Source organism: Acidiplasma sp. MBA-1, assembly GCF_000949015.1.
In the GTDB taxonomy this organism is placed as follows: Archaea; Thermoplasmatota; Thermoplasmata; order Thermoplasmatales; family Thermoplasmataceae; genus Acidiplasma; species Acidiplasma aeolicum.
Map to the genome: position 1 here is coordinate 283,827 of NZ_JYHS01000001.1, position 24,904 is coordinate 308,730.

Consider the following 24,904-nt stretch of genomic DNA (forward strand, 5'->3'; position numbering starts at 1 on the left):
CTGGCAAAATGAGTTATGCAACCTCATTTATTTAAAAAATAAATATATAAGAACCAATAACAGGATATCATATAAATATATGAGCAGATAAGTTAATATATAACAAAAAAATAAATAAAGATGCATAATGCCCCATCTATAAGCCCAGACAGGGAAAAGGAGCTTGAAAATATACTAAGTCAGATGTCTAATATTATAACAAATAAATCTCTTACTACAGAACAAAGATACGCACAGCAATTCCTTGAATGCACCCATAAATTATTTTTAGCATGGAAGCCCACCATGAAACGCATTGCAAGTAAGGAGATTGATGAAAATACTTTCTGGGGATTTTTTGAGAGATTTTTAAATGAGTGTGAAAATGGCAGTTGGTCCGGTATGGCAAGGCACAAACCTGCAATTGAGCCGTTTAAACAGCAGCTCTATAATATTGTTAGTCAGATGCTTTTATCCAAAGCTAATATTAATGAGGTTATAAATATCATTAAAAATACAACAATGCCTTCAGGTGCTAACAAAATAGATGGTCTTACGGCATTTCCAATGACAGGCATACTATTTGCCTCTGATGAGGATAATTTTATGATTCTTGATGAACCAGTCCTTGATTACTTTGGATTGCAGGAAGATTATGATGGAGCCTTATCAAATTATAAATATATAATAGATAAATCTAAATATTACTCTACAAAATTCAATTTATCTATGTGGTATGTAAACAAAGCATATGGAATCCTTTCTAATGATAAAAGCCTGCCTTTGAAGAAGCTATGCGTCAATTGCTTTGGAAAATATTTTAAAAATCATGGTTATAATTTTTAAACTAAGAAAAATAATCCCAGTATTTAACTTCAAGAAAATAGAAAAGTATTATCCATTCTATGTCGAGTTTCATGAAAAATGGGACTTGGGCATTATCCTACTTAAATGTTACTATGCTATTCTGCCTGTTATTATAATTACCATTATACAATATCCAACACAATGTCAAATGGAAAAATTTAAATTATATCATAGATTGATGAAAAATGGATAAAAATATTAATTATTGTCTTATTCATCCATCAGGTTCCTGCATCCATGGGGATTATGATTACAATTTTTGTGATGCGATGGCATTTGGTAAATTTGAGGTCGAAGATGTAAAGTTTATAGCTGGCAGATATAAAAACCAAAATCCAAAAGATTATGAGGTCGCTTCGCTCTTGACACGCAAATACGGTGCTATTAATTCTGGCTCGAAAAGTTCTGTTGCAAGTGCAAAAAGGCTTAAAATGGAAATAGATAGGCAGAAAAAGCCAGTAACGGTACAGATGATAATATACAAAAAAGGGCCATTTGGGAAACCAATTTTCACAATAGATTTCTAAGATTTATACATATTAATATGAATTAGATCTAATCAAAATGCAGATAATATGGATATCTAATTATTGTAAATAGAATAATACATTAGTTTGTGGAGTTTAAAACTCCATTAATATGTTTAAAAGATATGATTGTTTATGAATTGGTATCAGTTAATTAAAGCAGATATTATTATTTGCAGTATTTTTCAATAATTTCCTTTAGAATTATTTTTTCTTCTTCTGTATCTACTCTATTTATCTCATAATTTAAATGTTCACAAAGTTCTTTTGTGTCTGGTTTTTCCTTGCTAAGAATGTCGTTTACCTTTGCTATGCCATACTCTGACTTGCCGAGGAGGGCACTTAATTCTGCGAATTTGACTAAATAGAAAAGGCTAAAACGGCCTTTTAATATTTCTGGCAATTCTGTAGTTGCTGCTTCATAATTTCCAAGCCTATACAGTATATATGCTTTCTTATAATGAAATTCAGCATCATCTGGGTCTAGAGTTATAGCAAGATTTAATTCCTGCAATGCTTCCTGATAGCGGTTTAAATCCAATAAAAGCATGGCTTTTTTATAATAACTGAACCCCCTATTGGGCTCTATCTTAATAACGTTGTCATATTCCTTCAATGCCTCATCATAACGTTCAATATGCTCTAAAATAAATTCCCGATGTAAATGATATTCTTTATTATTTGGAGATATTTTCAATGCTATATCAATTGCTTCAAGTGCTTCTTCATACTTTTTAAAAATATACAAAACATCACTCTTTAAATCATAATACTCTGAATTCTGAGGATTTTTTTTAATAAGAGAATTAGTTTCTTCTAATGCCTCGCTGTCACGATGTAGACTTATTAATGTATAAACTTTTTGAACATGATATTCCACATTGTCTGGAGATAATTTTATTAGTTTTATGTATTCACTAAGAATATCGTCAAAGCGTTTCATTTCTTCTAATACTTCTATCTTCCTTTCATGGTAAAATGTATACCAAGGTAAAATGTTTATGTTGATATCATACTCTTTTAGAGCGTCTTCATAACGACCTAAACCTTCTAATAAAACGGCCTTATAATGGCGAGATTCAGTATCATCGGGATAAATACTTATTGCCTTATCATACTCAGTTAAGGCATCTTGAAAAAGACCAATATCTTCTAATATACCTGCCTTGTATCTATGCAAAGCATAATCATTTGGTGCAATTTCTATTGCTTTATCATATTCTGTAATAGCGTCTTCATAACGCCCCATTTGTTCTAATAGACTAGCTTTTTCTGAATGGTATGATGGATTGTTGGGGTTTAAGTCTATTGCTATATTATATTCTTTTAACGCTTTTTCCTCAGGATTTGAAATAATATTATCGACTTCAAATATTAAAATATTATAATGAATCATATGGGCCTTACTAATATGATACTCTGGATCTTCTGATTTCAATTTAATTGCTTTGTTATATTCATGCAATGCTACCTTATATTTATGTAATTTTTCCAATAATTTGGCGTTTTTAAAGTGGAAATAAGATTCATTCGGATTAAGTTTAATCGCTGTTTTATATTCCTGTAATGCCTCCTCATCATTATCCAGGAATTCTAAATTTTCGCCTTTAATACAGTGGAACCATGGATCATTATAATTAATTCTTATAGCATTATTTACTTCATTTAATGACTCTTTATGCCGCTTAAGCAGATACAATTTAACGCCTTTGTTGTAGTATAATTCTGCATTATTTGGATCCTGGTTTATGGCAATATCATATTCGACCAAACTTTCGTCATAACGTTTTAATTTAAACAATGTATTAGCTTTATTATTATGATACTCTGCGTGATTCAGCTCAAGCTTTATTGCAGTATTAATTTCTTCTAAGGCTAATTCATACCGTTCAAGTCCATATAATATTGTGGCTTTTCTATAGCGATACCAAGCATCATTTGGATCTAGCCGTATTGCTATATTATACTCTTCAAGTGCTTCATTATACCTTTTGAGTTCATGCAATACTTCACCTTTCTTAATATAATACCATGAATTATTTGGATCAAGACTTATTGCCTTATCATATTCATTTAAAGCACTATCAAAATCTTGATTAGACTCAAATCTGCGACCATTTCGATGATGATCTTTAGCGTCTTCCATGCAATTATATTTTAAATTAGTATATAATAATTATACTATAAATTTATATATTGCCATAATAAAACTATAATGGACTTTTTGATAATATAATTTCCTAATTTGATTATAACAAATTCCATAGATATTTATTAACGCTGTAGGAATTCTAATACAGAATTTACAATATAATTGTTTTCTATTTATCCTTAGATAACCTACAAGTAGGATTTATTTGAAGGTCTTCTCAATTTTATCAATGCCAGTATCTATTGCCCCTTCAAACCTAGTTTCTATAGTAGCCAAAACAGATGCAAAACCAAAAAACATTGATGCCAGTAAACATATGTACCAAAAAATAGAGAATGCTGTAGAAATGTTGCCAGTAAGGCCAACACCATATGCCATTGGTATAAATATTATAAACGTAATTAAGTACATAAAATAGGTTGAGTAAATAGCACCAGAAATCGTATTTGTTTTAATTTCATGTGGATGCTTCCAGCCCCATAAAACATCATATAATAATGCTATAATATATTCAAAAATTAAAATAACCACTACAATACTGGATATGCCGCCAAATATATTATTGGGGCTGGTTTTTGTTGGAAAAACCACAAATACTAGCCACGCAACAAAAGCAAGATAAATAAGGGATAAAACCAAGTGCCTTGCAGCTGAACGGAGGAAGCCATAAAGCAGTACTAATGGGAAAAGTACAGCTAAACTGATAAGCATTATCAAAGAAAGCCCCTCTGCTAATCCATTCTCTTTATCTGCCACAAATATTAAGATATTAATATTATATAGATATTTCCATATTTCTAATTATTTATGATCTGAACTATTCAGAACGAAAAGTAATTGATAAAACCGAGAGAATATTAAACTTAGTTGGGGGTAAGCCAAGGATAATCAAGGAAATAAAAATTTCAGAAACGATGAGAAGAAAATTAGGTTCGTTTGAGGAGGTTCTAGGATTGTGGGAACCGCTTGAAGCCAGAATTATCATTAAGCGAGAGGCTCTATCTACTCTGGCAAAATTTTCAGGAACATTGCTCCATGAGGCATCTCATGCAATTAGCCGAGCCGATGGATGTTACAAGGGAATTTGAGCTAGAACTGACTGATATTATCGGGAAAATAGTAGAAAACATTTAATGTGGAAATAACTTACAGTATTCATACAGTAACATATTGGCAATATTATGCCATATTAAAAGTGCTGTTAATATTATGTGTTGATGGTACCTCATCAAATTGCTATGTAACTTTAACCAAATGAATGTAAAAAAAGGGGAAAAATAAAGGATTTGATTATGCCCATAATGTAATCAAGTCGGGCCAATTTACAACTAAGTTATTTTTATTTTATTATAGTTAAAAGTATAAAAAAGACCTTTTTTTAATCCAACTTCTCTATTTTATTCTAGTAATCAAAGATAAATAAGCATAGATTTATGTTATTTTACCAAATAAGGCATTATTCAATAAGCATGTTAATAATTACCATGATTATTTTGGTATGCCTTAAATCGCTTATAATCGCTTTTAAATGGCATCCGATAATCAAGGATTTGACAATGATATATAAAATAAAAAAATAGAAATAACAGGAGAATCGGAAAGACTTATCTCTATTTAATAAAGGCAAAAATGGTAAGAGAAAGAACCATTCTACTTTTATTAGAGACTGTAGAATGACAGGTCTAAGGCTAGCTAATAGTTATATAACTTATAATATCTTTGGAAAGTATTTGAAGATTAGCAGTGAAAAATTTATTATTTTTTTATTTTTATTATAATAAAAATAATCCAAAACAATCTTTTTTGCACGATCTAAAGATTATTGTTCTAATTGACTATTTCTCATTTTAGTTAACTCATAGAATATTGAAAAGGTTGATTTTAAATTCACTGTGAAATAATAACAGTGGCTTTTGAAATAAATTGATGTTATATTTTTGCAACAAGAATTATATAGAAACTAGCATATCATTAATAATGCAACTGCCAAATGCACCAGATATAAAAATAGAGCAAGAACAGTTTATAGAAAGGATTTGGGGGAGGTATTCTTTCACTGGTATTACTGAACTTGCCAAATATATGAAGAAATCATATCCAGAATTTAGTATCAGCGATAATACCATACAAAAGATTGATAATGGCGATTACCTGGACTCAAAATCTATAAATGAAATAATTAGTGCTGCTGTAGATGTAATAAATTCCACTGAAGACATGATAACAATTTTGAAAGAGGCACCACCCGAAAATATGAAAAACGGATATGAGTTATACCTGCCATTTAAAGGATATTATATCACAGTATACAGGAATTGGAATGCTAAAATTGGAAACGACTGGAATGATATTGGACGGTTAATTCTAATGGCACTTCAAAAGGAAAAACCAAATTTTGCAGGAATAAAGTCATATGCATTACTCCGCGCATTTGTAAAGTACTATGAAATTGAGGGAGAATATCGCATATCAACTGTAAAATTGATAGCCAATGCAAATAATGAATTAAACCAAGACCCAAATATCAGAGTATGGTATAATAATCTTAATGATTTAATAGGGAGCGGAATTGTGTACAATACCAGAAGTAACAAATATGGTGAAATGACAATTTTACCTGAGACTATACCCTTGGTAAAATATATATTGCAAGCATTTGAAAATAAAAGATGAGGGTACATTAATTTTAAATTTACAGTAGATTAATTACATTATCTTGCCGATATTTACTTTAATATTATTTTTTTGATTTTTCATAACTTTGTTTTTCTGTTAGATATTTAAAACCTTGATATTTTATACAAAAGTATATAGATGGGGTATATTAACATAAAGATTTTAACAACAAAAGCCTTTTACAATTCAACTTTTTTCAAAACATTAAAAAAATCTGGTGTTTGAGCGTGTTATTCTTCTTTTATGATGTTTTCATTTACATCAACTGTCGCATTACATTCTTGGCATCTCTCAATTTTCTTTAATCCGGTGAAATACCACTCATAACCGCCTTTGCTACATTTAACCAAAATTACTTTTGGTTTTCTTATTGGTATTGCTGGATTTATATTATTGATAGAATTTTGGGTCTTTTAATCTATTATTTCAATTTTCTTATTCCTTCTTCGATGGTATAACTTACATTATAATGGCATGTAGGGCAGTTGCATATTTGTAGTTCCCTTTGTACTCACATGAGTGCTTACAATGATATTGTATGTTTATTATAAAATAGCATAAATAGGCAAGCCACTAAATTTACCACCTTTCATTATATAAAAAAATATAAAAGTAGAGGAACAATCCACTACTTTAAAAAGTTTATTTTTTAGGTGTGTTTCCACGACCTTTCCCTGAGGGATTACCTGTCGTACTCGGGTAATTCGGATTTTTCTGATTAGCCGTCAAGTTTTTACTAGATGAGTTTTTAGCCATAAATAATTTATTAAATGGATATATTTAAACTTTACTAACTTAACATTGAAATAGCCTTTTATCCTACTTAAACCTATCTTTTTAATATTCTTTTTCTCTTTTCATTTATATACTGTAATCATGTGAAAGTATTTTTATTTTAAATGTAAATATAAACTTATTTTACTGTATTTTAAAAAGATTAATTTTTTTAACCTTCTTTTATAATTCCTCAATTATTTTTGATATATAATGAAAGAATTAAACAATTTTGAAAGTACAAAAATTTCAATTTGAATAACACCAACAATTCCTATATTTTATACCTGTAATATTCTTAGTTGCAATCACAGCAGGTATTTATACAGTACTGACAATGAAAATATCATTTTTATCAGTATTATATTATTGCAGCACTTGTTATTGCGTTTATCCTATTTATTGATAAAATGGGCATCTTTCTTACTAATAAATTAAGAGTCTATATGGAAATCATAATTGGGTCAAAAATACGGAAAAGATTGTTAAGATAACAATGTTTAACCTTAGATTATCGCTGATACAGGTAATATTTCGAATTGCAATAATACTGCTGATGGCACATTTTGCAGTGAGAGATGAATTTTTGAATATAAGTAGGAATATTTACCATGAAAGGAGAACAGGCATTATTACCTTTATACTAATTACCTCAATCCCTAGAATTTTAGTGCTTGATTATATACATGTGCTTTTAGGTTTCTATGGACTGGGGTTGATGTTTTTTATCTGATGTTTTTAATATTCTTTCTGAAGTGTAGAATAATATAAAATCCGGTATAGCATTTAAATTAATCCCAATGACATTATTTTTGTGTAAACAGTATCAATTCTTACGCTGTTGCTGGCGTTTATACTATCATTGCGAGGAAACATATTTACATTAAATTATATATTGATGGCAACTCATTAATTAATACTAATTGCAAGGGTGGCAACTTCAGAATTGCCCTACAGTTTGCAATTATAAGCTTATTTATATACTTATTGTTTATCAGTGAAATTATTTGTCTATAACTTTTTAAATTCCATTAATCTGCCATCGCTGTAAGTCCTGTAATAATATTTAAACTCATTATTACCTGATTTTGCTGTGCATGTCCTCCCCTTGCTGTAATTGCCATTTAATTCTATGTAGTCTATTCTATCCCAGCCCGTTTCCTTTTTAACGGTTTTAACCATATTTTCAAGTATGTCTGCACATATATTGCAGCAGAAAAACATTTTTTCTCCCTCTATCTCCCTGTAATATTCACCCCATGTTGCATTGCACAGGGCACATCCCTCAGTATTGTTCGTTTTCAATCATACCGCCCCTTTCTATTCTTGCTTCAAGATATTTATAAAAAACATATGTTGATAACAGGTAAGCGTCCTGTATATCCTCAATATTATATTTATTGCTATATTTTTCTATAAGATTCAACGCACCAAATGAATGGACATCATCACTTTTATAACCTTCCATTAAAAATTCCCTTACACTTTCTGGCACATTTTTATTATTAAAAGCATCATAGTTAAAATAATCATATAATGCACCGTAGGAACTTAAAGCCCTGTTTGCAATAAGTTCAAGGGAATGCATTGCAGCCATTGTTTCTATCCATTGATCTTTCTCTGCAATTCCCCTCCAGCGTTTTATTGCATCATAGGTGTTCTTTAATGGAACTGTTTTCATTATTTTATTCCTGCTTATTCCATATGATTCTGCCATTTCAAGCAAAAGTTCTATATGTGCTTTTTTGTTATTACCGAAGTATTCTGTAGTCATATTCTCAAGCTCATACCTCTGTATATCCATATAATCTGTTTTTGATATTACCGCAGAACATGACCTTACCCACTGTTTAAGGAAAAAGTAATGTTCAACTGCATATCCCTCCATTATATATTTATTGTATTCCTGCATTTTTAATATGAATGGATGTGGGTTTTCGCCACGATATTCTTTAACAAATCTATAAATTATCCATGATTTTATTCCTGCATTCTTTAAATCATAGAAATCTTTGAATAAAATTGTTAACCTATTTTTATCGACCCTTGTTTTTGTAATATTCCTGTTTAACCACATAACATGCAACGGTTCGCTGGAATCTGCCATATCTATAAAGTGTTCTGAAAGTGATAAAAAATCATTATTATCGAATTTTATATTGCATACCGGGCATACTGCCATAAATAAATATATGCTGTAAATATATAACTATTTATTACAGGAATTAAATAATATTTTTACATTTATCATAACAGTAATCTTTATAATTACATGTGTATAATTATATGTAAATCAATATCCATTATGCTGTTCGTGGTTAAACAGCATAGTTTTGAATTTTTTTGGTCTGAAAATGCAGTTTAAATATAATTATTACATGCCATAATTTTCTTCGTATTGCATGAGATTTATACCATTTAAAAATCAATACACCAGAAAGCCACTGAGTTTATGATGAATTTCTGGAATTAAATAAGATAACTATTCAATAAATAATATTTTTTGAAACATTTTCAGAACCCACCAATTATATAATTTTTAAAATGTTAATAAATTATATTTTCTTTGAATAAGTATAAATAAATACTGCAAATAAAGGGATCATGAAAATAAATGGCATAAACGATTAATAGATAAGAATTATTTAATAAAAATATATAATTGTTATATTTAATCCAAATTATAAAAATAGGTTGAATTATATATATTATAAGGTTTTAAAATAAAGTTTTAATTTATATAATGATTATAATATAAAAGTGAATAATATTATTTCAGTCCGGTTTAATAATCACCTTCTAACGTCAATATCATAATATTATAGCATAGCTCAGAATTATAAATATTATAGAGCATATAAATAGAATAATAACGTAACCTTTTTTAAATATAGACAATGCAAATAAAAAGATATCACAAAAATATTATTTACCTAGGAGCAATAACAAATAATGCCATTTAAAGTAATGGATACCGATATACCGGAGGTTAAATTTTTAGAAATTCAAAGATTTGATGATGAACGGGGTTTTTTTGAGGAAATATACAGAAATAAAATATTTCATGAACTTGGAATAAATAATAAATTTAACCAGATTAATTTATCATTTTCTAAAAAAAATGTTTTCAGGGGATTTCATTTTCAGTTGAATCCAGAACCACAGGGAAAACTTGTAACTGTAATATCAGGAAAAATAATAGACTATGCAATTGATTTAAGAAAAGAATCTAAAAATTATAAAAAAAATGTACATTATGAATTAACAAATGGAAAAATGCTTTTTATTCCAGAAGGATTTGCACATGGATTTTTAGCCATGGAGGATTCCTATGTTTTGTATCTAACAACAAATGAATTCAATAACAAGCTTGATTCTGGCATTAGATACAATGATAACGAATTAAATATAAAATTACCAGATGATATCATAGTTTCCAAAAAGGATAAAAGTTTAAAATATTTAAAAGATATAAATTTAGATTTTTAATTCCAGCTTATTTTCCATGGCTCCTCTGATAATATATTATTATTTTTATCAATTAATTTGGCCCACCAATCCTTATTTTTAATATACCATTCCACTGTTAATTTTAAAGCCTCCTCGAAATTATACTCTGGCTTCCAGCCTAATTTTAATAATTTTTCAGAATTTATGGAATATCTTACATCATGCCCGGGTCTATCTGAAACATATTTAATTTTACCTTTTTTATTCATTATATTAAATATTCGATTTACTATTTCTATATTTGATAATTCATTGTTTGATGATATGTTATATATTTCACCAGATTTTCCCTTTGTTAATACCGTGAGTATTGCACGCACATTATCATCAACGTAAATCCAGTCCCTTTTATTATTTCCATTTCCATACAATGGTATTTCCATGTTTAAATAATTCCTTATTATTGTTTTTGGTATTAATTTCTCTGGAAACTGGTATTTTCCAAAATTATTTGATGTCCTTGTAACCATAATTTTCATTCCATAGGTTCTATGATATGATAATGCAATTAATGATGATGATGCCTTTGACGCTGAATAAGGCGATGATGGTTTTAATACATCGTTTTCATTAAATGAACCGTTTATTATATCTCCATATTCCTCATCGGTGCCTATCTGTATAATTTTAGGACTATTGCCTGATTTCCTTACAGTTTCAAGTAGATTTATTAAACCATTGATATTTTCCTTGACAAAATTAGCCGGATCGGCTATGCTTCTGTCAACATGGGATTCTGCTGCAAAATTTACTATATAATCAACATCATTAACAATATCGGATATGTTATCTCCAATATCTCTTTGAATAAATACATAATTTTTATTTATATCATTTAAATTTTCTAAATTGGAACCATATGATAATTTATCAACGTTTATTATATTATAATTGAAATTTTTAGATAAATACCTAATAAAATTTGTTCCTATAAATCCTGCCCCACCTGTAACCAAAATAGTTTCCATATTATCTGTATTGCATTAACTAAATAAATTTTTATTTATGGTTTTTAGATTTTCATCTAAATCATAGAAATTAAAATCAATCAATTTTTTAGCCTTGTTTATATTTAATGATGAATCATATGGTCTTTTAGCCTTCATCTCTATGAATTTTTCTTCTATATTCTTATTTAAATTATATATCTCTGCTATTCTATTAGCCATATTTAATCTTGATGTCCTTTCGCCGGCTATGTTTAATATTCCTGTTTTATTTAATGGAATTATATTTTTTATGGCCATTGCTAAGTATGATGCTGAAATTGGAGAGTAAAATCCGGGAATTGCATAGACCTTTTCATTGTTTTTTAATTTATTATAAACAAATAATGGAAATCCTTTATTAAGAAAAACACCGGATGTTCTAACTATCAATGAATTATCATATGATAAGGTATAGGTATCTCCAATTAACTTTGAAAGCCCGTAATAGTTTACAGGTTCTGCTATATCTGTTTCATTATAATTTCCTTTAATTCCTGAAAAAACATAGTCTGTAGATATATTAATAAAATATGATTCCGTTATTTTTAATGTTCTTATTATATGTTTTATGGATTCGCCATTGATATTATATGCCTCTTTTTTATTTTCCTCGCACTTATCAACATCGGTCATTGCCATGCAGTTTATAATTATATCTGGATCTTTCTTTAAAATAAGGTCCTCTATGAGATAAAAATTATTGAAATCCAGATCACTGTGATTAACTGGAATTAAATCATAATCATTTTTTAATATACTAAATAATTGTGAACCCAACTGACCTGTGCTGCCCAGCAATAATAATCTCTTCATTTAATCACCTATGGAGATAATGGAACCCTTGCCTGAAATAAATATCGAATTTGATGGCTTTTTATAGTTCTTATCAATAATAGTTTCCTCGCCAATTATTGAATTGTTTATTTTTGATTTTCTTATAATAGAGTTTTCAAAAACTATGCTATTATAAATTTCTGAATCCTCTATAATAACATTATCATTAATTGATGTATAAGGGCCTATATAAGAATTTTTTATGGTTACGTTTTTACCTATGTAGGCCGGACCCAGTATTTTTGAATCGTTTATATTTAAATCATTATATTTTTTGATTCTTCCCTGCATATCCTTTGTATCATTATAATCATCAATAAATTTATCGAGGATTCTGGTGTTTGCATTCAATAGGTCTTCAGGTGTTCCGTTATCTTTCCACCAGCTATCTATTATTGAATACTGTACGGTTCTGCCGTCGGTTATCATATTTTGTATTGCCTCAGTTATTTCAAATTCACCTCTATTTGATGGTTTAAGCTCTTCAATATATGAAAATATGGAATTATCAAAGGCGTAAACACCAACTAGGGCAAGGTCTGATATAAATTCCTTGGGTTTCTCTATTAATTTAATTATTTTATTATTATCTATTTTAGCCACGCCAAATCTTTCGGGATTATTTACATGAGATAATAATATGGATGCATTGCCATTAAAATTTAATAATCCTTTAATACCGTTAAATACAATATTATCACCTAAATAAACAATAAATTTATCATTACCGATAAAATCTTTAGCCTTATAGATTGCATCGGCCAGGCCCATGGCTTTTCCCTGGTATATATATATTATATTAACATTTAGGAATCTACCGTCACCATAATAGTTAATAACATCTTTAGGTGAATTATCTCCAAGTATTATGCCTATATCTTCAATGCCATTATTGCTTAAATCTTCGATTCCATACTGCGATATTGGCGTGCCAGCTATCTTAATAAGCTGTTTTGAGCCTGTATAAGTTAATGGCCTTAATCTGGTCCCTGAGCCACCATGCAAAATTATTGCCTTCATAACATAAGGCTATTATCAGGTTGTTTAAATATTTTATTAAACCTTAACTCAAGCCTTTTTACGTAATATATCCAGATCAATTTTCAGATCAGATACCAGGTCTTTAGTCTTCTTAGGTATCTCGCTCATGATATCCCCCCTACTATTAAATAGTTGCGAAGGATAGAATAAGGAAGTGATGTTGGATAGTGATTGTTAAACAAAAATCTTTCCATTTCATGAGACATTTATAATAGATCTCTTATAATAATTACTCTTTTTCCTTCTATAGCTGTCCTTCAAATTCTTTATAAATCCTCTGTAATACTACCTGAAGGTGCTGTCATTATTCCATTTATCCAGAAACTGCATTGGTGGGTAATAATCCAATGTGGAATGTGGCCTTATATTATTATAATCATAGAATGCATTTGCTATGATTATTTTACCATCATTAAAATTGTTGATTTCATTGATCCATATGTAATCAGTTTTAATTGAATTGTGGAATGATTCAATATCTCCATTTTCTTCAGGTGTTTCCCTTTCTATGTATTCATGTTTTATATTCATTGTTTTCAAATAATTATTGAATTCCCTAGAAATATATTGAGAACCTTTATCTGTCCTTAATGTAATATTCTCAGGTATTACACCATTGAATTTCCTTATAATAGCATCATCTATTGCATTTATAGCATCCTTAGCAGTGCATGATGTATTATAATTATAGCCATACCATTCCTTGGAAAATGCATCCTTTATGCACATTAAATAGGTCATCCCATTATTAGTAGGTATATATGTTATGTCTGTTTCTATCAGCATTTCAGGCTTATCAGCCCTTAGTAATTTTAATTCCTTTCTGTTCTTATGGTTATGCAATGGCAATGTTAAATTATTATTCTTCATTATTTTATACACTGTTTTTTTAGCTATATTTATGCCTGAATTCCTCAATAATGCCCATATTCTATTATAGCCATATGTTATTCTTTCTTTGCATAGTTCTATTATTTTATCTATAATACTATTATCAATCCTTGTTATACGCCTTTTATCCTCTTTATTTTGATGCTTCTTATTGTAATAGTATGTTATCCTGTTAATTCCAGAATAATAGCATGCTTTTGTTATTTCAATTCCATTATTATTCATTTCATCCACTGAACTCACCTTTTCCCCCTCATATAATTTTTTTTAATATTTCATTTGCTATGGTCATTTCACCTATTATTGACCTTAATTTTTCATTCTCTTTAATTAAAGATTTATCAGGGTGCTTTCCTTCCAATCTCTTTTTGCCTCCCTCTAAAAACTGTTCTTTCCATTTATAAAATAGTGATACTGCTATTCCATGGTTCCTGCATATTTCTGCTATTGTAATATTTGGATTCTGGAATGATTCCATTATAATATTGAATTTCTCCTCACTTGTATATATTCTTCCAGGCATTTTACATTACCCTCCTTATATATTTATATAAATCATTCGTTATATAGAGCTCTTTAGCTTTGTATAACTTTAAACTCCTATGAAAAACCTTTACTTAACAATCTTTTATGCCTCCATTGTATTTTAAATTTGCTGAATCCCCCTTTATATCATTATTGCCTTTTAATAATGTATATTCCATAGCCCTTCTTTTCCTTATTGCAAGGCTTTCCAATTTATCATAATAAGAATAATCAATATTTTTTAGATCTGTTTTATTCCTTTCATAGTCAATGTAACCTGTATTATTTTTAAGCATGGTAAATATTGTCTCTGCTAATATCCTTGCTATTGCTATTATGGACCTCTTCTTTCCTAATCTTCTTACAATGCTTAGGTATTTAGTTCTGAACTTCTTTGTATATTTTATAATTATGTGTGATATTTCTGTTAGGAAGAACCTTAATATTGATGGCCCATGCTTTGTTATATGCCCTTTTACTACCTTCTCTCCTGAAGAGTACTCTTTAGGTATTAAACCTGTATATGATGCAAATCTTTCCTTGTTCTTAAATCTTGAGATATCCCCTATTTCAGAGTATATTCCACATGCAGAGTAATAATTGATTCCGGGAATTGTCATCAATAATTTTATATTATTATTGTTTACAGCTATATTTGATAATTCTGTTTCTATTTCCTTTTCCCTGGATTTTATGCCTGATATGTCACTTAGCAGTGATCTCAATACAATTCTATCGGAGGAATTCAATTTATTATAATTATTGCTGATTTCCCTTAATCCCTTTTTGCCGAATGGGTCTGCTGCCTTAATTATTATTCCATATGATGCTAATATTGCATGTATTTGATTCTTCTTTACTGTTATCTCCTCTCCAAGGGAATGCCTGTACCTCACTAAAGTCCTGATATTTTCTATTTCTTCTGATGGTATGTATATTTCCTTTAATGCATTGATCCTGTAAAGGTATGCAAGTTTGTATGAATCTTCCCTGTCAGTTTTCTTAAAACCATCTATTGCTGATATTTTATCAGGATTTATTAAATGTATTTTATAATTTAATTTCATTAACGCCTTTGATAAATATTTCCCTGATGTTGATGATTCTATTACAATATCATGTTCCTTATAATCATTTAAAAAACTATCCAGTACAGAAATATTATTTTCCGTGTTCCTCTGTATAACGAGCTCTCCATTATCATTTAATACCGTAGCATATACGGAATGTTTATGTACATCCAAACCTATTACTATATCAATCACCTCCGTGATTCTGTGAGATTTAGAATCGAAGACTCGACAAACTCCTATTCACCTTATTAAATAAGGTAAGAAATCGAGTCGAAGGGCGGCTATTCTATCCAGCGGCCTCGAAGGCCAAGTTTAAAGAAAACCGCCTCCGATTCTCACAGCTATATCGTCATATAGCTGAGGCTAAATAAGGTTTTTCATGATTTCTATCCATAACCAAAATCAAAGGTAAAGGAAAAGGATATAGAAATAATGGATGATGCAAATAAAATGTTTAGGTGCAATAATAAGGAAGAGGCCATAGGTAAATTCAATGAGTTTAAGAATAAATGGGAGAATAAGTATCCTAATATAATATATAATACTGAAATAAAGTTAGGTGAATTATTAAGATTCTATGATTATCCATTAAGAATAAGGAATTTATTAAAATCAGCAAATATTATAGAAAGAATGAATGAGGAAATAAGAAGAAGGATAAAAACAGTATCATCATTCCCTGATGGGGACTTTGCAATGAAAATATTCTATTTAAAATCAATAGAATTCAATTCCAGGCATGCATTCAGGAAGATGAACGGATACTATAAATGCCATGATGAAATTAAGGAGATGTTCAATAGGAGGTATTATTTATAAATACACAAAATATGGTACACAACCTTTAAGGTAGCCAGATTAACATCCATATTTAATTTAATCAGTCTTCTCCGACCCCATAAATAGTTCTCTCTGCTACTCCGGCTTTGGGATGTTTGATGCCCCTGTAGGCGAACAATAAAATTATCATTTACACATAGTAACTATAATGTTTATAAAACCATTTTTTTCCATATAATAAATTCATATATTATTGGAAATAGTTATATCCGGTTTTAACATCAGCAGTAACATATGGAAATAGAAAAAATTCAGGATTCTTCTGAAATCTCCGCATTTATGGATGTCATTAAATCGGCATGGAACACTGACAGTGCATTAAACGGCTTTAAGGATACAATACATTCAATGGCATATCATGGAGGTTTTGTACTGGCCGCATATGATAATTCAGAGATTGTTGGCATCAGTTTTTCATATCCCGGTTACAGGCATGGAAAAACATATTTATATTCACATATGACCGGTGTTATATCGGACAAAAAGTATTCTGGTGTTGGCTATATGCTCAAGAAAAAGCAGATGGAGCTTGCGAGGGAATATGGATATGACCTCATTGCATGGACCTTTGACCCCATGATGAGCCTCAACGCCTATTTTAATATTAACAAACTTGGTGCATTTTCAAGGACCTACATTGATAATTTTTACGGTGAAATGCATGACGGTATCAACGCAGGGCTCCCAACGGACAGGCTTGTTGCCGAATGGTACATTAATGATGATTATGATAGGTCCTATGATAATGTGCAGTACATAAATTTTATTGATGCATCACAGTTTATTGTCTCATTTAATTTAAATAATTTAGGATCAACCATTGGCCTGAAAATATTTCCAGATTTTATATCATTAAAAAATTATGACATAAAAAAGGCACTTGAAATCAAGCTTCAATACAGGGATATCCTTAAAAGGCTCTTTAATTCAGGTTATGTTATTATTAATTTTGAAAAATTAACATCATCATACATATTAAAGAAAAATTATAAATTAAAACAGGAAAATATATTTTTATAAGGGAAGATCCCAGTCATCATCCTTATAAACCTCTCCAAGGGCTGCCTCAACCTGCACCCTCTTCTCAACAGCAGCCACAAGTTTTCTCACATGCACAACTGTGTCTGGATTAACAGAAATATCATCTATGCCAGCCCTGACAAGGAAATCGACGATCTCATCGTATTGTGATGGTGCCTGGCCGCATATTGATACGATCTTTCCATCCCTGTGTGCAATTTTAATAAGGTATTTAATTGCCCTTTTTATTGCAAGGTCTCTCTCATCGAACATTGAGCTCATCTTGCCGTTGTTCCTGTCAGAACCGAGCATTAGCATTGTTAAATCATTTGAACCTATGGAGTATCCATCCACATATTCATTGAATTTATCTGCCAGTATTATATTGCTTGGAATCTCTGCCATAAGGAAGAGCTTGAAATCCTTGGTTCTCTCAAGGCCGTTTTCCTCCATTATCTTTACAACCTTTTTTAATTCCTCAACGGTTCTTGTAAATGGTATCATGACCCAGAGGTTTTTAAGCAGGTTCTCATCCCTTGCCTTTTTTACGGCCTTTAATTCTAATTTAAATGCCTCCATGTATTTTTCATCGTAGTACCTGGATGCGCCCCTCCATCCCAGAAGGGGATTGTCCTCTACCGGCTCAAATTCTGATCCACCCTTTAAATTCTTGTACTCATCAGATTTGAAATCGCTGAATCTAAGCACAACAGGCCTTGGTGCAAACGCCCTGCATACTTTCACAAGGGCATCTGAAAGTTTGTTAACAAAGTAATCGCCACGGCCGTTCTTAATTAATGATAATGGGTGCTCTCCTATTTCGGTCCATATAAATTCCTCCCTCATGAGGCCTATACCGTCAACAGGAAGCTTTGCTATTCTTGGTGCAAGTGATGGCTCTCCCATGTTAACCATGATCTTTGTGCCTGTTATTATCTCAGGCTCCTGGTATTTTACCTCCTCCTCTTCCTTTTCCTCCTCCTGTGCAAATTTACCAGAGTATATGACGCCGTTTGAGGCGTCAACAGTGACAACGTCACCATCATGCAAAATATCAGTGGCCTTCTTTCCAAATGATGATGTACCGACTATGCATGGAACCCCAAGCTCCCTTGAAACTATTGCTGCATGGCATGTTAATCCACCCTCATCTGTAATAATTGCCTTGGCCTTTTCCATGACAGGAACCCAGTCAGGTGCTGTCATTGTAGTGACAAGAATTTCTCCCTTGTTAAATTTGGAAATCTCATCCGGTGATGAAAGAACCTTGACCGTTCCGGTAACATTACCGGGAGATGCTGGCAAACCCTTCAATATAACATCATTCTCAACATTTTCCTCATTAACCTCCATTTTATTATCACCTGTTTTTTTATTGCTCCATACGGTCTCAGGCCTGGCCTGGACAATATAAATTTTATGATCAATTGAATCCTTGGCCCACTCAATATCCATTGCGTGGCTGTAATGTGCCTCTATTTCCTTTCCATAGGAGGCAAGCTCAAGGATTTCCCTATCATTAAGGGACGGCTCCATGGCCTTATCAGAGCTGACAACAAGCTCCTCGGTTCCACCCGTTTCAAGGCACTTGAGCATCTTATTTTTATTCGATATCATTCTTTTTTCTATCTTCATTGTTGCCTTGTCAACATAAAATGTATCAGGTGTCACCGTGCCGCCAACAACATACTCGCCAAGGCCATAGCTTGATTCTATAACAATCTTTGATGTATCGCCATTGGATACATCAAGTGTGAACATAACACCTGATTCCTCAGAGAAGACCTGCCTCTGGACTGTTGCCGAGAGTGCTATCTGGAAGTGTGAGAAATTCTTCTTCTGCCTGTAGTATATTGCACGCGGCGTAAATAAACTGGCATAGCATTCCTTTATCTTCTCAAGGACCTCATCATCACCCTTTACATTAAGGTATGTTTCCTGCTCCCCGGCAAAGCTTGCGTCCGGAAGGTCCTCTGATGTTGCAGATGATCTTACCGCAACGAACACATTTCCCTCTGATTGTATCAGCTTTGAATAGTATTTCCTGACCTGGTTTTCAAATTCCTTCTGGAATTTTGCCTTTAAAAAAAGGTCCTTAATGGCCTTGCTGGCACCGTTCAGTGAATTAGTATCATCGACATTGGTTGACTCTATAATACCCTGTATCTTATCCTTTAAATTATTATAATTTATAAAATCATTATATGCTTTTGACGTTGTTGAAAAACCATTTGGCACAGGTATCTTTCCGGTACTTGCCATTTCACCAAGGTTTGCGGATTTTCCACCCACAATACCAACATCATTTTTATCTATCTCATTAAACCACAGAACCAAGGCACTTTTTTTATCTGTCATCATCGATTTATTTTGTCATTATATATAAAGTATGTTGCTTATATTCAAAATATTTCGATTATTGCCGATAATTAAATATTATATAAACGAAGAAATATAAATATGCCTAATATTTAAAAATTTTCATTTTATCTGGAAAATCCTTTTTTAATTGGATTTCCATTTAAATTATGCAAGTATTTATGTTAATATACATAAAACAAAAATGTTAAATATAACACATATAATTATTATGTTTATTATCGATTTTTGAAGTTTTAATTAGGTTAAAAAAATTAAACATCGGTTATTTAGCATTTCCCCATTAGGTTATGGACATAAAAATAATAATAATCCTTGTAGTAGTTTTATTCCATATTTTATGAATGAAATATATTACAATGGTTATCATTCTTCCATTTTAAACATAACTAATATATTATAATTATGAATAAGCCTCCATGAAAAAGCTCCTTTTATTTGATGTTGATGGAACGCTAATGGAGGAATCGCCGACACATACGGAATCCTTTAATTATGCCTGCAGGAAGGTTTACGGTGTTGAAACTGATATTTATTCATTTCCAAGGCACGGTATGACAGATACCGGCATATTATACGGACTGCTGGAAAGGGCAGGGCTTGATGATGCCAAAATATCAGTTCATATAAACGATGCACTTAAAATAATGCTTGAATATGTCAAAAATAATATAAAACCAGAGGATTATAAATTATTAAATGGTGTAAACACTGCATTGAAAGAATTTTATGACCTTGGATACACACTTGGGCTTTTAACAGGAAACATACAGGGCGTTGCGGAACTTCGTGCTGAAAAGGCCGGGATATCCAAATATTTTTCCACAGGGGGCTATGGAAGTGACAGTATGATAAGATCAGAACTGGTTTTGTATGCATTAAAAAGGCTTGGCATTAAAATCGATTTAATGAATGTTTATTTAATTGGTGATACGCCGCTGGACATAAAGGCTGCCAGGGATGCAGGGGCCAGGGCCATTGCTGTCGCCACAGGAATATATAAAATAGATGAACTTAAAAATGCGGATTTATCATTAAACTCACTGGAGGAAAAAAATAAAATAATAGAATTTTTAAAAAATCAGTAATCATTTGATGCCTTCTCAAGGCTCTCCTTTTTAAGCTCCGGCCCAAGAATAACCTCCGCTATTCCACCGATAATTAGCACAATTCCGGTTGAAACAAAGACGTAAAAAAGCCCGTGTGACAGGAGCGCCAGAAGGACAAATGGCCCTATGATTCCACCAAGCCTGCCGAATCCTATTGCGGTTCCAACACCGGAACCCCTTGCCCTTGTTGGAAACATTTCACCTATCTGCGGATAAAGCAGTGCCGCAGCAGCGTATGTAAAGAAGTACATGATTGAAAGAATTGCAATGAATGCAATGAAGTCTATGCTGTGCACAAGGGCGCCAAGTATAATTGCAACTATGCCTGCAAGGATGTATGTGAGCATTATCACCGGCCTTCTGCCTATAATATCAAGGAGGTATGCCCAGACAAAGACGCCGAGAACGCCGGCACCCAACACCACGCTTAATATTAATCCAGTATCCTTTGACTTTATGAAATAAATATTTGTGAATATTAATGGTATAATTGAAAATGCGGCGTAATATGGCCATGTTTCTGTAAAGTTAAGTATCCATGATAATGCTATCCTCTTTTTGTATTTTTTAAATATAACACTGAAGCCCTCTGATGCCTGCGGTCTTCCATAGTCAACCGGAACCTTTACAGTTCCATTTGCAGGGGATAATTTACCCTTCTTCTCCTCTATTTTTTTCTCTATGCCAATAACCAGAAGCTCCGCCTCGTCAACCTTGCCCTTCCTTAATAAATATCTTATTGATTCCGGTAAATCAAGCCTTGCAATGAATATGAAAACTGCAAGAACCACGGCGGTTAAAAATGCTATCCTCCAGCCATAGCTCAATGGCAGGTATGCAATGGCAAAAAATGACACAAATCCTGCAATAAATGTGCCGAAATCAAACATGACACCGTTTCCTGTTCCAACTGAAAAACCCCTGTTTTTCGACGGTGAAAACTCCTCAAGCGCTGTAATTGCCGATCCAAGCTCACCACCTATACCAAAGCCGGCAATGGCCCTTGATGCTGCCAGCATTATATAATCCACTGATGCTGCTGATAGCAGTGATCCAAATGCTATTATTGCCATGGTGATTATAAATAACTGCTTTCTTCCACGTATATCGGCCATGGCCCCAAGAAGGATTCCGCCAAGCATCTCACCCACAAGGAATATTGGTGTGAGTGCCACGGCCTCACTGGATGTTAGGGAAAATAATTTTTCGACTGTTGACAGCGTTGAACCGCCTATTGAGAGTACAAGCCCCTCAAGGAACATTCCACCGGCAAGTATGAACCATACCTTCCAGTGCCACGAACTCCATGGAAGCCGGTCAAGCCTCGGAAGTAAATCTGTTTCAATTTCATTACCATTTTTTTCCATAAATGTTTATATCGTTTTTTCTATATATAAATTTATAGATTATTACATTACTATGGGAAATATATATATTTATGGTAAATGAAAATTAATATTAAAAAAAATTGCTGTAATAATAAATAATAATAATTTATGTACAGTGTAAATACTGGATTAAAAAAGGTTATAAATTTTATAATGCATACATTTAAAAATGCGCTATGTTTATATATTCAGCACAGTTAAGGCATTATGATTTATGGGTTTGAGGGAAGAATACCAAAGATAAGTGATACCGCATATGTTTTTGAAAATGCCACAATCATAGGCAATGTTATAATAGGCAATCATGTATGGATTGGCCCGGGAGCTGTTTTAAGGGGCGATTATGGCACAATAGAGATAGATAATTACTCTGCAGTAGAGGACAACTGTGTGATTCACGCAAGGCCTGGTGAGAAAACATACATAGGAAAGCATGTAACCATTGGCCATTTATCGGTTATACATACTGGTACAATAAGAGATTATGCTGTAATAGGCATGAATTCTACTGTCTCTGATTTTGCAGAGGTGGGCACATGGGCTGCTGTTGGCGAGGGTGCTGTTGTTAAAAACAAGGATAAAATACCGGATGAATCCATAGCTGTTGGTATTCCGGCAAGGGTTATAGGCAGGGTATCCGAGGATTACAAGAGGTTATGGACGGACTATAAGAAAAATTACAATACGTTCACGGAGAGGTATAAAAACAACCTGAATAAAATGTAATTAGGGATCAAATAAATACCTTTTACTTAAATATTTTATCCATAATTTTAGAAAGATGAAATAAAAATTCTAATTCTCGTAAATTATTGATAATATATTTATGTTATGATAGAAATGATTAAGTAACACCTATCTAATATTTCTATTTATGGTTGATGATAATAAGGATGTTGAACCTGTTAAAAATTATGGACTGAAGAGAAATGCCGTGGGCTTAATCCATGCCGTATTTCAGTCGCAGTCACACGTTGCCCCTGCAGCTGATATCGCCCTGCTTATTACAGGGACGGCCGCAATAGCACTTGGTGCAACGCCCCTGGTCATTTTACTCGCATGGGCCGGTTACTTTCTTCTGGTGAACACCAATTACCAGTTTTCAAAATACATCTCAAGCGCCGCGGGATATTATGGCTTTGCCGCAAACGGCCTTGGAAAAAGATGGGGCATTTTTACGGGCTGGCTATTCCTTGGCAATGAAATGCTTGCATATCCTGCCTTTGCGTTTCTGGGTTCATCATCATTGATATATCTTCTGACACCGCAGATTTCATCAATACCATATCTCTGGATAGTTTTTATACTTCCATTTATGTTCTTTGTATTTATAATAGAATACCTTGGAATAAAGCCATCATTGAACTATGCATGGATAGCCGGATTAATCGAGGTGCTATTTCTAGTCATAACCAGCATTATAATAATTTTCCTTTCAGGGCCATCAAACACAGCCTCAGTTTTTACACTGGCACCTGTTGGCGGCAAGCTACAGCCTGTATTCCTTGCATTTATAATAGGATTTACCACCCTTGCGGGATCAGGATCGGTGGTGGCAATAGCAGAGGAAACAAAGGAGCCAAAGAAAAACATACCAATGGCGCTGGTGCTCGTCATGATAATCGATCTTTCTGTTATACTTGTTACATATGCCCTTACTGTTGGCTGGGGCGTGTCAAATATGGGCACATTTGCAACATCACCTGACCCCGGTTTAATAGTGTATAAAAAATATCTTGGCATAATAGCAGAAATAGCCTTTGCAGTCATAATATATAATAGCTATTTCATGTTTGGTCTGGCGATTAATAACTCACTGTCAAGAACATCCTATGGCATGGCAAGGGATAATATAATATTTCCAAAAAGGTATTTTGCGGTAACGCATCCAAAATATAAAACACCTCATAGAATAATAATTTTAATCACAGTATTTGGGTTCTTCTTTGCACTTATAAATGGTCTCATCTTCGGGCCGTTTAACGGCGGTGTCTATCCTTTCATAATGATAGGATTAATGCTAATACTAACACATATGATCAATAATTTCGCACTCATAAGATACGTTAGGGCCAATAAAATAAAAATGAAGATTATTCAGCACATAATAATACCTGTAATAGGGTCTGTATTTCTAATACTGGCAATATATTATTCATTTGTACCACTTCCATCTTATCCCTATTCAATATATGCAATAGCTGCAGGTGTATGGATTATACTCGGAATAATATACGCATTAATAAAATCAAGAAATGTGGAGGAAATTGCAACAGTACATGTTGATTAAAAAATATATTTTTAAAAATAGCATGCTGCATAATTATTAA

21 protein-coding genes and 1 pseudogene are annotated in these 24,904 nt (G+C 32.0%); 10 read left to right on the plus strand and 12 right to left on the minus strand.

The genetic code is table 11. From position 1 onward, the window contains the following. The first annotated feature begins 120 nt into the window (after positions 1-120). Both TZ01_RS01465 and TZ01_RS01475 read left to right on the plus strand, forming a co-directional pair. Complete coding sequence (locus tag TZ01_RS01465) at positions 121-825, plus strand: hypothetical protein (RefSeq protein ID WP_048101022.1); 705 nt, start codon at positions 121-123, stop codon at positions 823-825. Between the two features lie 206 nt (positions 826-1,031). Continuing rightward, positions 1,032-1,373 carry a hypothetical protein gene (locus TZ01_RS01475; RefSeq protein WP_048101024.1) on the plus strand — a complete coding sequence of 114 codons (342 nt, stop codon included), beginning with the start codon at positions 1,032-1,034 and terminating at the stop codon, positions 1,371-1,373. Positions 1,374-1,542: 169 nt separating this feature from the next. On the opposite strand, the gene TZ01_RS01480 is transcribed toward TZ01_RS01475, so the two are convergent. Beyond that, a complete protein-coding gene (locus TZ01_RS01480; protein ID WP_048101025.1) occupies positions 1,543-3,519 on the minus strand; it encodes a tetratricopeptide repeat protein in 1,977 nt (658 codons plus the stop codon). Between the two features lie 207 nt (positions 3,520-3,726). Then, entirely contained in the window at positions 3,727-4,281 is a 555-nt protein-coding gene (locus tag TZ01_RS01485; RefSeq protein ID WP_048101026.1) for a hypothetical protein, read from the minus strand. A gap of 210 nt (positions 4,282-4,491) precedes the next feature. Here TZ01_RS01485 and TZ01_RS09515 point away from each other — a divergent pair, with 210 nt between their 5' ends. Continuing rightward, on the plus strand, positions 4,492-4,659 hold the full coding sequence (locus TZ01_RS09515; protein WP_156150274.1) for a hypothetical protein: 168 nt from the start codon (positions 4,492-4,494) through the stop codon (positions 4,657-4,659). 843 nt (positions 4,660-5,502) lie between these two features. Beyond that, positions 5,503-6,198, plus strand: coding sequence for a hypothetical protein (locus TZ01_RS01490; RefSeq protein ID WP_048101027.1), 696 nt, complete (start codon positions 5,503-5,505; stop codon positions 6,196-6,198). 1,788 nt (positions 6,199-7,986) lie between these two features. On the opposite strand, the gene TZ01_RS01500 is transcribed toward TZ01_RS01490, so the two are convergent. Continuing rightward, positions 7,987-8,280: a TA0938 family protein gene (locus tag TZ01_RS01500; protein WP_048101029.1), complete on the minus strand. Its 294-nt coding sequence runs from the start codon at positions 8,278-8,280 to the stop codon at positions 7,987-7,989. Continuing rightward, positions 8,261-9,157: a C2H2 type zinc finger domain-containing protein gene (locus TZ01_RS01505; RefSeq protein WP_048101030.1), complete on the minus strand. Its 897-nt coding sequence runs from the start codon at positions 9,155-9,157 to the stop codon at positions 8,261-8,263. Before TZ01_RS01505 ends, TZ01_RS01500 begins: the two co-directional genes overlap by 20 nt. Before the next feature lie 770 nt (positions 9,158-9,927). Here TZ01_RS01505 and rfbC point away from each other — a divergent pair. Next, positions 9,928-10,464, plus strand: coding sequence for a dTDP-4-dehydrorhamnose 3,5-epimerase (gene rfbC / locus TZ01_RS01510; RefSeq protein ID WP_048101031.1), 537 nt, complete (start codon positions 9,928-9,930; stop codon positions 10,462-10,464). Here rfbC and rfbB read toward each other — a convergent pair. The 6 genes from rfbB to TZ01_RS01540 all read right to left on the minus strand — a co-directional run bounded on the left by rfbB (position 10,461) and on the right by TZ01_RS01540 (position 16,030). Further along, on the minus strand, positions 10,461-11,453 hold the full coding sequence (rfbB, locus tag TZ01_RS01515; protein ID WP_048101032.1) for a dTDP-glucose 4,6-dehydratase: 993 nt from the start codon (positions 11,451-11,453) through the stop codon (positions 10,461-10,463). The genes rfbC and rfbB overlap by 4 nt on opposite strands. A 15-nt stretch (positions 11,454-11,468) precedes the next feature. After that, on the minus strand, positions 11,469-12,287 hold the full coding sequence (locus TZ01_RS01520) for an SDR family oxidoreductase (RefSeq protein ID WP_048101033.1): 819 nt from the start codon (positions 12,285-12,287) through the stop codon (positions 11,469-11,471). Next, the gene (locus TZ01_RS01525; protein WP_048101034.1) at positions 12,288-13,328 is read right to left on the minus strand and encodes a glucose-1-phosphate thymidylyltransferase; all 1,041 of its coding nucleotides are present in this window, start codon (positions 13,326-13,328) and stop codon (positions 12,288-12,290) included. It abuts the gene before it with no gap. A 306-nt stretch (positions 13,329-13,634) separates the two neighbouring features. After that, complete coding sequence (locus TZ01_RS01530) at positions 13,635-14,483, minus strand: IS3 family transposase (protein ID WP_156150275.1); 849 nt, start codon at positions 14,481-14,483, stop codon at positions 13,635-13,637. A gap of 10 nt (positions 14,484-14,493) precedes the next feature. Beyond that, a complete protein-coding gene (locus TZ01_RS09825) occupies positions 14,494-14,763 on the minus strand; it encodes a transposase (protein ID WP_048101036.1) in 270 nt (89 codons plus the stop codon). 94 nt (positions 14,764-14,857) lie between these two features. Beyond that, positions 14,858-16,030, minus strand: coding sequence for an IS110 family transposase (locus TZ01_RS01540; RefSeq protein WP_054964108.1), 1,173 nt, complete (start codon positions 16,028-16,030; stop codon positions 14,858-14,860). Positions 16,031-16,237: 207 nt separating this feature from the next. Between TZ01_RS01540 and TZ01_RS01545 the strand changes: the two are divergent. Both TZ01_RS01545 and TZ01_RS01550 read left to right on the plus strand, forming a co-directional pair. Continuing rightward, positions 16,238-16,657 (plus strand): annotated as a pseudogene (locus tag TZ01_RS01545) (transposase); the annotation flags it as partial. Positions 16,658-16,912: 255 nt separating this feature from the next. Then, positions 16,913-17,698 (plus strand): hypothetical protein, encoded by a 786-nt coding sequence (locus tag TZ01_RS01550; protein WP_048101039.1) that lies wholly within the window; start codon positions 16,913-16,915, stop codon positions 17,696-17,698. On the opposite strand, the gene ppsA is transcribed toward TZ01_RS01550, so the two are convergent. Then, the gene (gene ppsA / locus TZ01_RS01555) at positions 17,693-20,056 is read right to left on the minus strand and encodes a phosphoenolpyruvate synthase (protein WP_048101040.1); all 2,364 of its coding nucleotides are present in this window, start codon (positions 20,054-20,056) and stop codon (positions 17,693-17,695) included. The genes TZ01_RS01550 and ppsA overlap by 6 nt on opposite strands. 440 nt (positions 20,057-20,496) lie before the next feature. Here ppsA and TZ01_RS01560 point away from each other — a divergent pair, with 440 nt between their 5' ends. Beyond that, positions 20,497-21,165 (plus strand): HAD family hydrolase, encoded by a 669-nt coding sequence (locus TZ01_RS01560; RefSeq protein ID WP_048101041.1) that lies wholly within the window; start codon positions 20,497-20,499, stop codon positions 21,163-21,165. On the opposite strand, the gene TZ01_RS01565 is transcribed toward TZ01_RS01560, so the two are convergent. Continuing rightward, complete coding sequence (locus TZ01_RS01565; RefSeq protein WP_048101042.1) at positions 21,159-22,553, minus strand: MFS transporter; 1,395 nt, start codon at positions 22,551-22,553, stop codon at positions 21,159-21,161. The genes TZ01_RS01560 and TZ01_RS01565 overlap by 7 nt on opposite strands. Before the next feature lie 228 nt (positions 22,554-22,781). Here TZ01_RS01565 and TZ01_RS01570 point away from each other — a divergent pair, with 228 nt between their 5' ends. Continuing rightward, entirely contained in the window at positions 22,782-23,300 is a 519-nt protein-coding gene (locus tag TZ01_RS01570) for a gamma carbonic anhydrase family protein (RefSeq protein ID WP_048101043.1), read from the plus strand. Positions 23,301-23,448: 148 nt separating this feature from the next. Then, positions 23,449-24,864 carry an APC family permease gene (locus TZ01_RS01575; RefSeq protein ID WP_048101044.1) on the plus strand — a complete coding sequence of 472 codons (1,416 nt, stop codon included), beginning with the start codon at positions 23,449-23,451 and terminating at the stop codon, positions 24,862-24,864. Positions 24,865-24,904: the final 40 nt, after the last annotated feature.

What these genes read in the sequence shown, in the direction of transcription:
- TZ01_RS01480 (WP_048101025.1), bottom strand. Translation starts at nt 3,519, where the DNA reads ATGGAAGACGCTAAAGATCATCATCGAAATGGTCGCAGATTTGAGTCT.
- TZ01_RS09825 (WP_048101036.1), bottom strand. Translation starts at nt 14,763, where the DNA reads ATGCCTGGAAGAATATATACAAGTGAGGAGAAATTCAATATTATAATG.
- TZ01_RS01520 (WP_048101033.1), bottom strand. Translation starts at nt 12,287, where the DNA reads ATGAAGAGATTATTATTGCTGGGCAGCACAGGTCAGTTGGGTTCACAA.
- TZ01_RS01490 (WP_048101027.1), top strand. Translation starts at nt 5,503, where the DNA reads ATGCAACTGCCAAATGCACCAGATATAAAAATAGAGCAAGAACAGTTT.
- TZ01_RS01525 (WP_048101034.1), bottom strand. Translation starts at nt 13,328, where the DNA reads ATGAAGGCAATAATTTTGCATGGTGGCTCAGGGACCAGATTAAGGCCA.
- TZ01_RS01475 (WP_048101024.1), top strand. Translation starts at nt 1,032, where the DNA reads ATGGATAAAAATATTAATTATTGTCTTATTCATCCATCAGGTTCCTGC.
- rfbC (WP_048101031.1), top strand. Translation starts at nt 9,928, where the DNA reads ATGCCATTTAAAGTAATGGATACCGATATACCGGAGGTTAAATTTTTA.
- TZ01_RS01570 (WP_048101043.1), top strand. Translation starts at nt 22,782, where the DNA reads ATGATTTATGGGTTTGAGGGAAGAATACCAAAGATAAGTGATACCGCA.
- TZ01_RS01505 (WP_048101030.1), bottom strand. Translation starts at nt 9,157, where the DNA reads ATGGCAGTATGCCCGGTATGCAATATAAAATTCGATAATAATGATTTT.
- TZ01_RS01560 (WP_048101041.1), top strand. Translation starts at nt 20,497, where the DNA reads ATGAAAAAGCTCCTTTTATTTGATGTTGATGGAACGCTAATGGAGGAA.
- TZ01_RS01550 (WP_048101039.1), top strand. Translation starts at nt 16,913, where the DNA reads ATGGAAATAGAAAAAATTCAGGATTCTTCTGAAATCTCCGCATTTATG.
- TZ01_RS01465 (WP_048101022.1), top strand. Translation starts at nt 121, where the DNA reads ATGCATAATGCCCCATCTATAAGCCCAGACAGGGAAAAGGAGCTTGAA.
- ppsA (WP_048101040.1), bottom strand. Translation starts at nt 20,056, where the DNA reads ATGACAGATAAAAAAAGTGCCTTGGTTCTGTGGTTTAATGAGATAGAT.
- TZ01_RS01565 (WP_048101042.1), bottom strand. Translation starts at nt 22,553, where the DNA reads ATGGAAAAAAATGGTAATGAAATTGAAACAGATTTACTTCCGAGGCTT.
- TZ01_RS01575 (WP_048101044.1), top strand. Translation starts at nt 23,449, where the DNA reads ATGGTTGATGATAATAAGGATGTTGAACCTGTTAAAAATTATGGACTG.
- rfbB (WP_048101032.1), bottom strand. Translation starts at nt 11,453, where the DNA reads ATGGAAACTATTTTGGTTACAGGTGGGGCAGGATTTATAGGAACAAAT.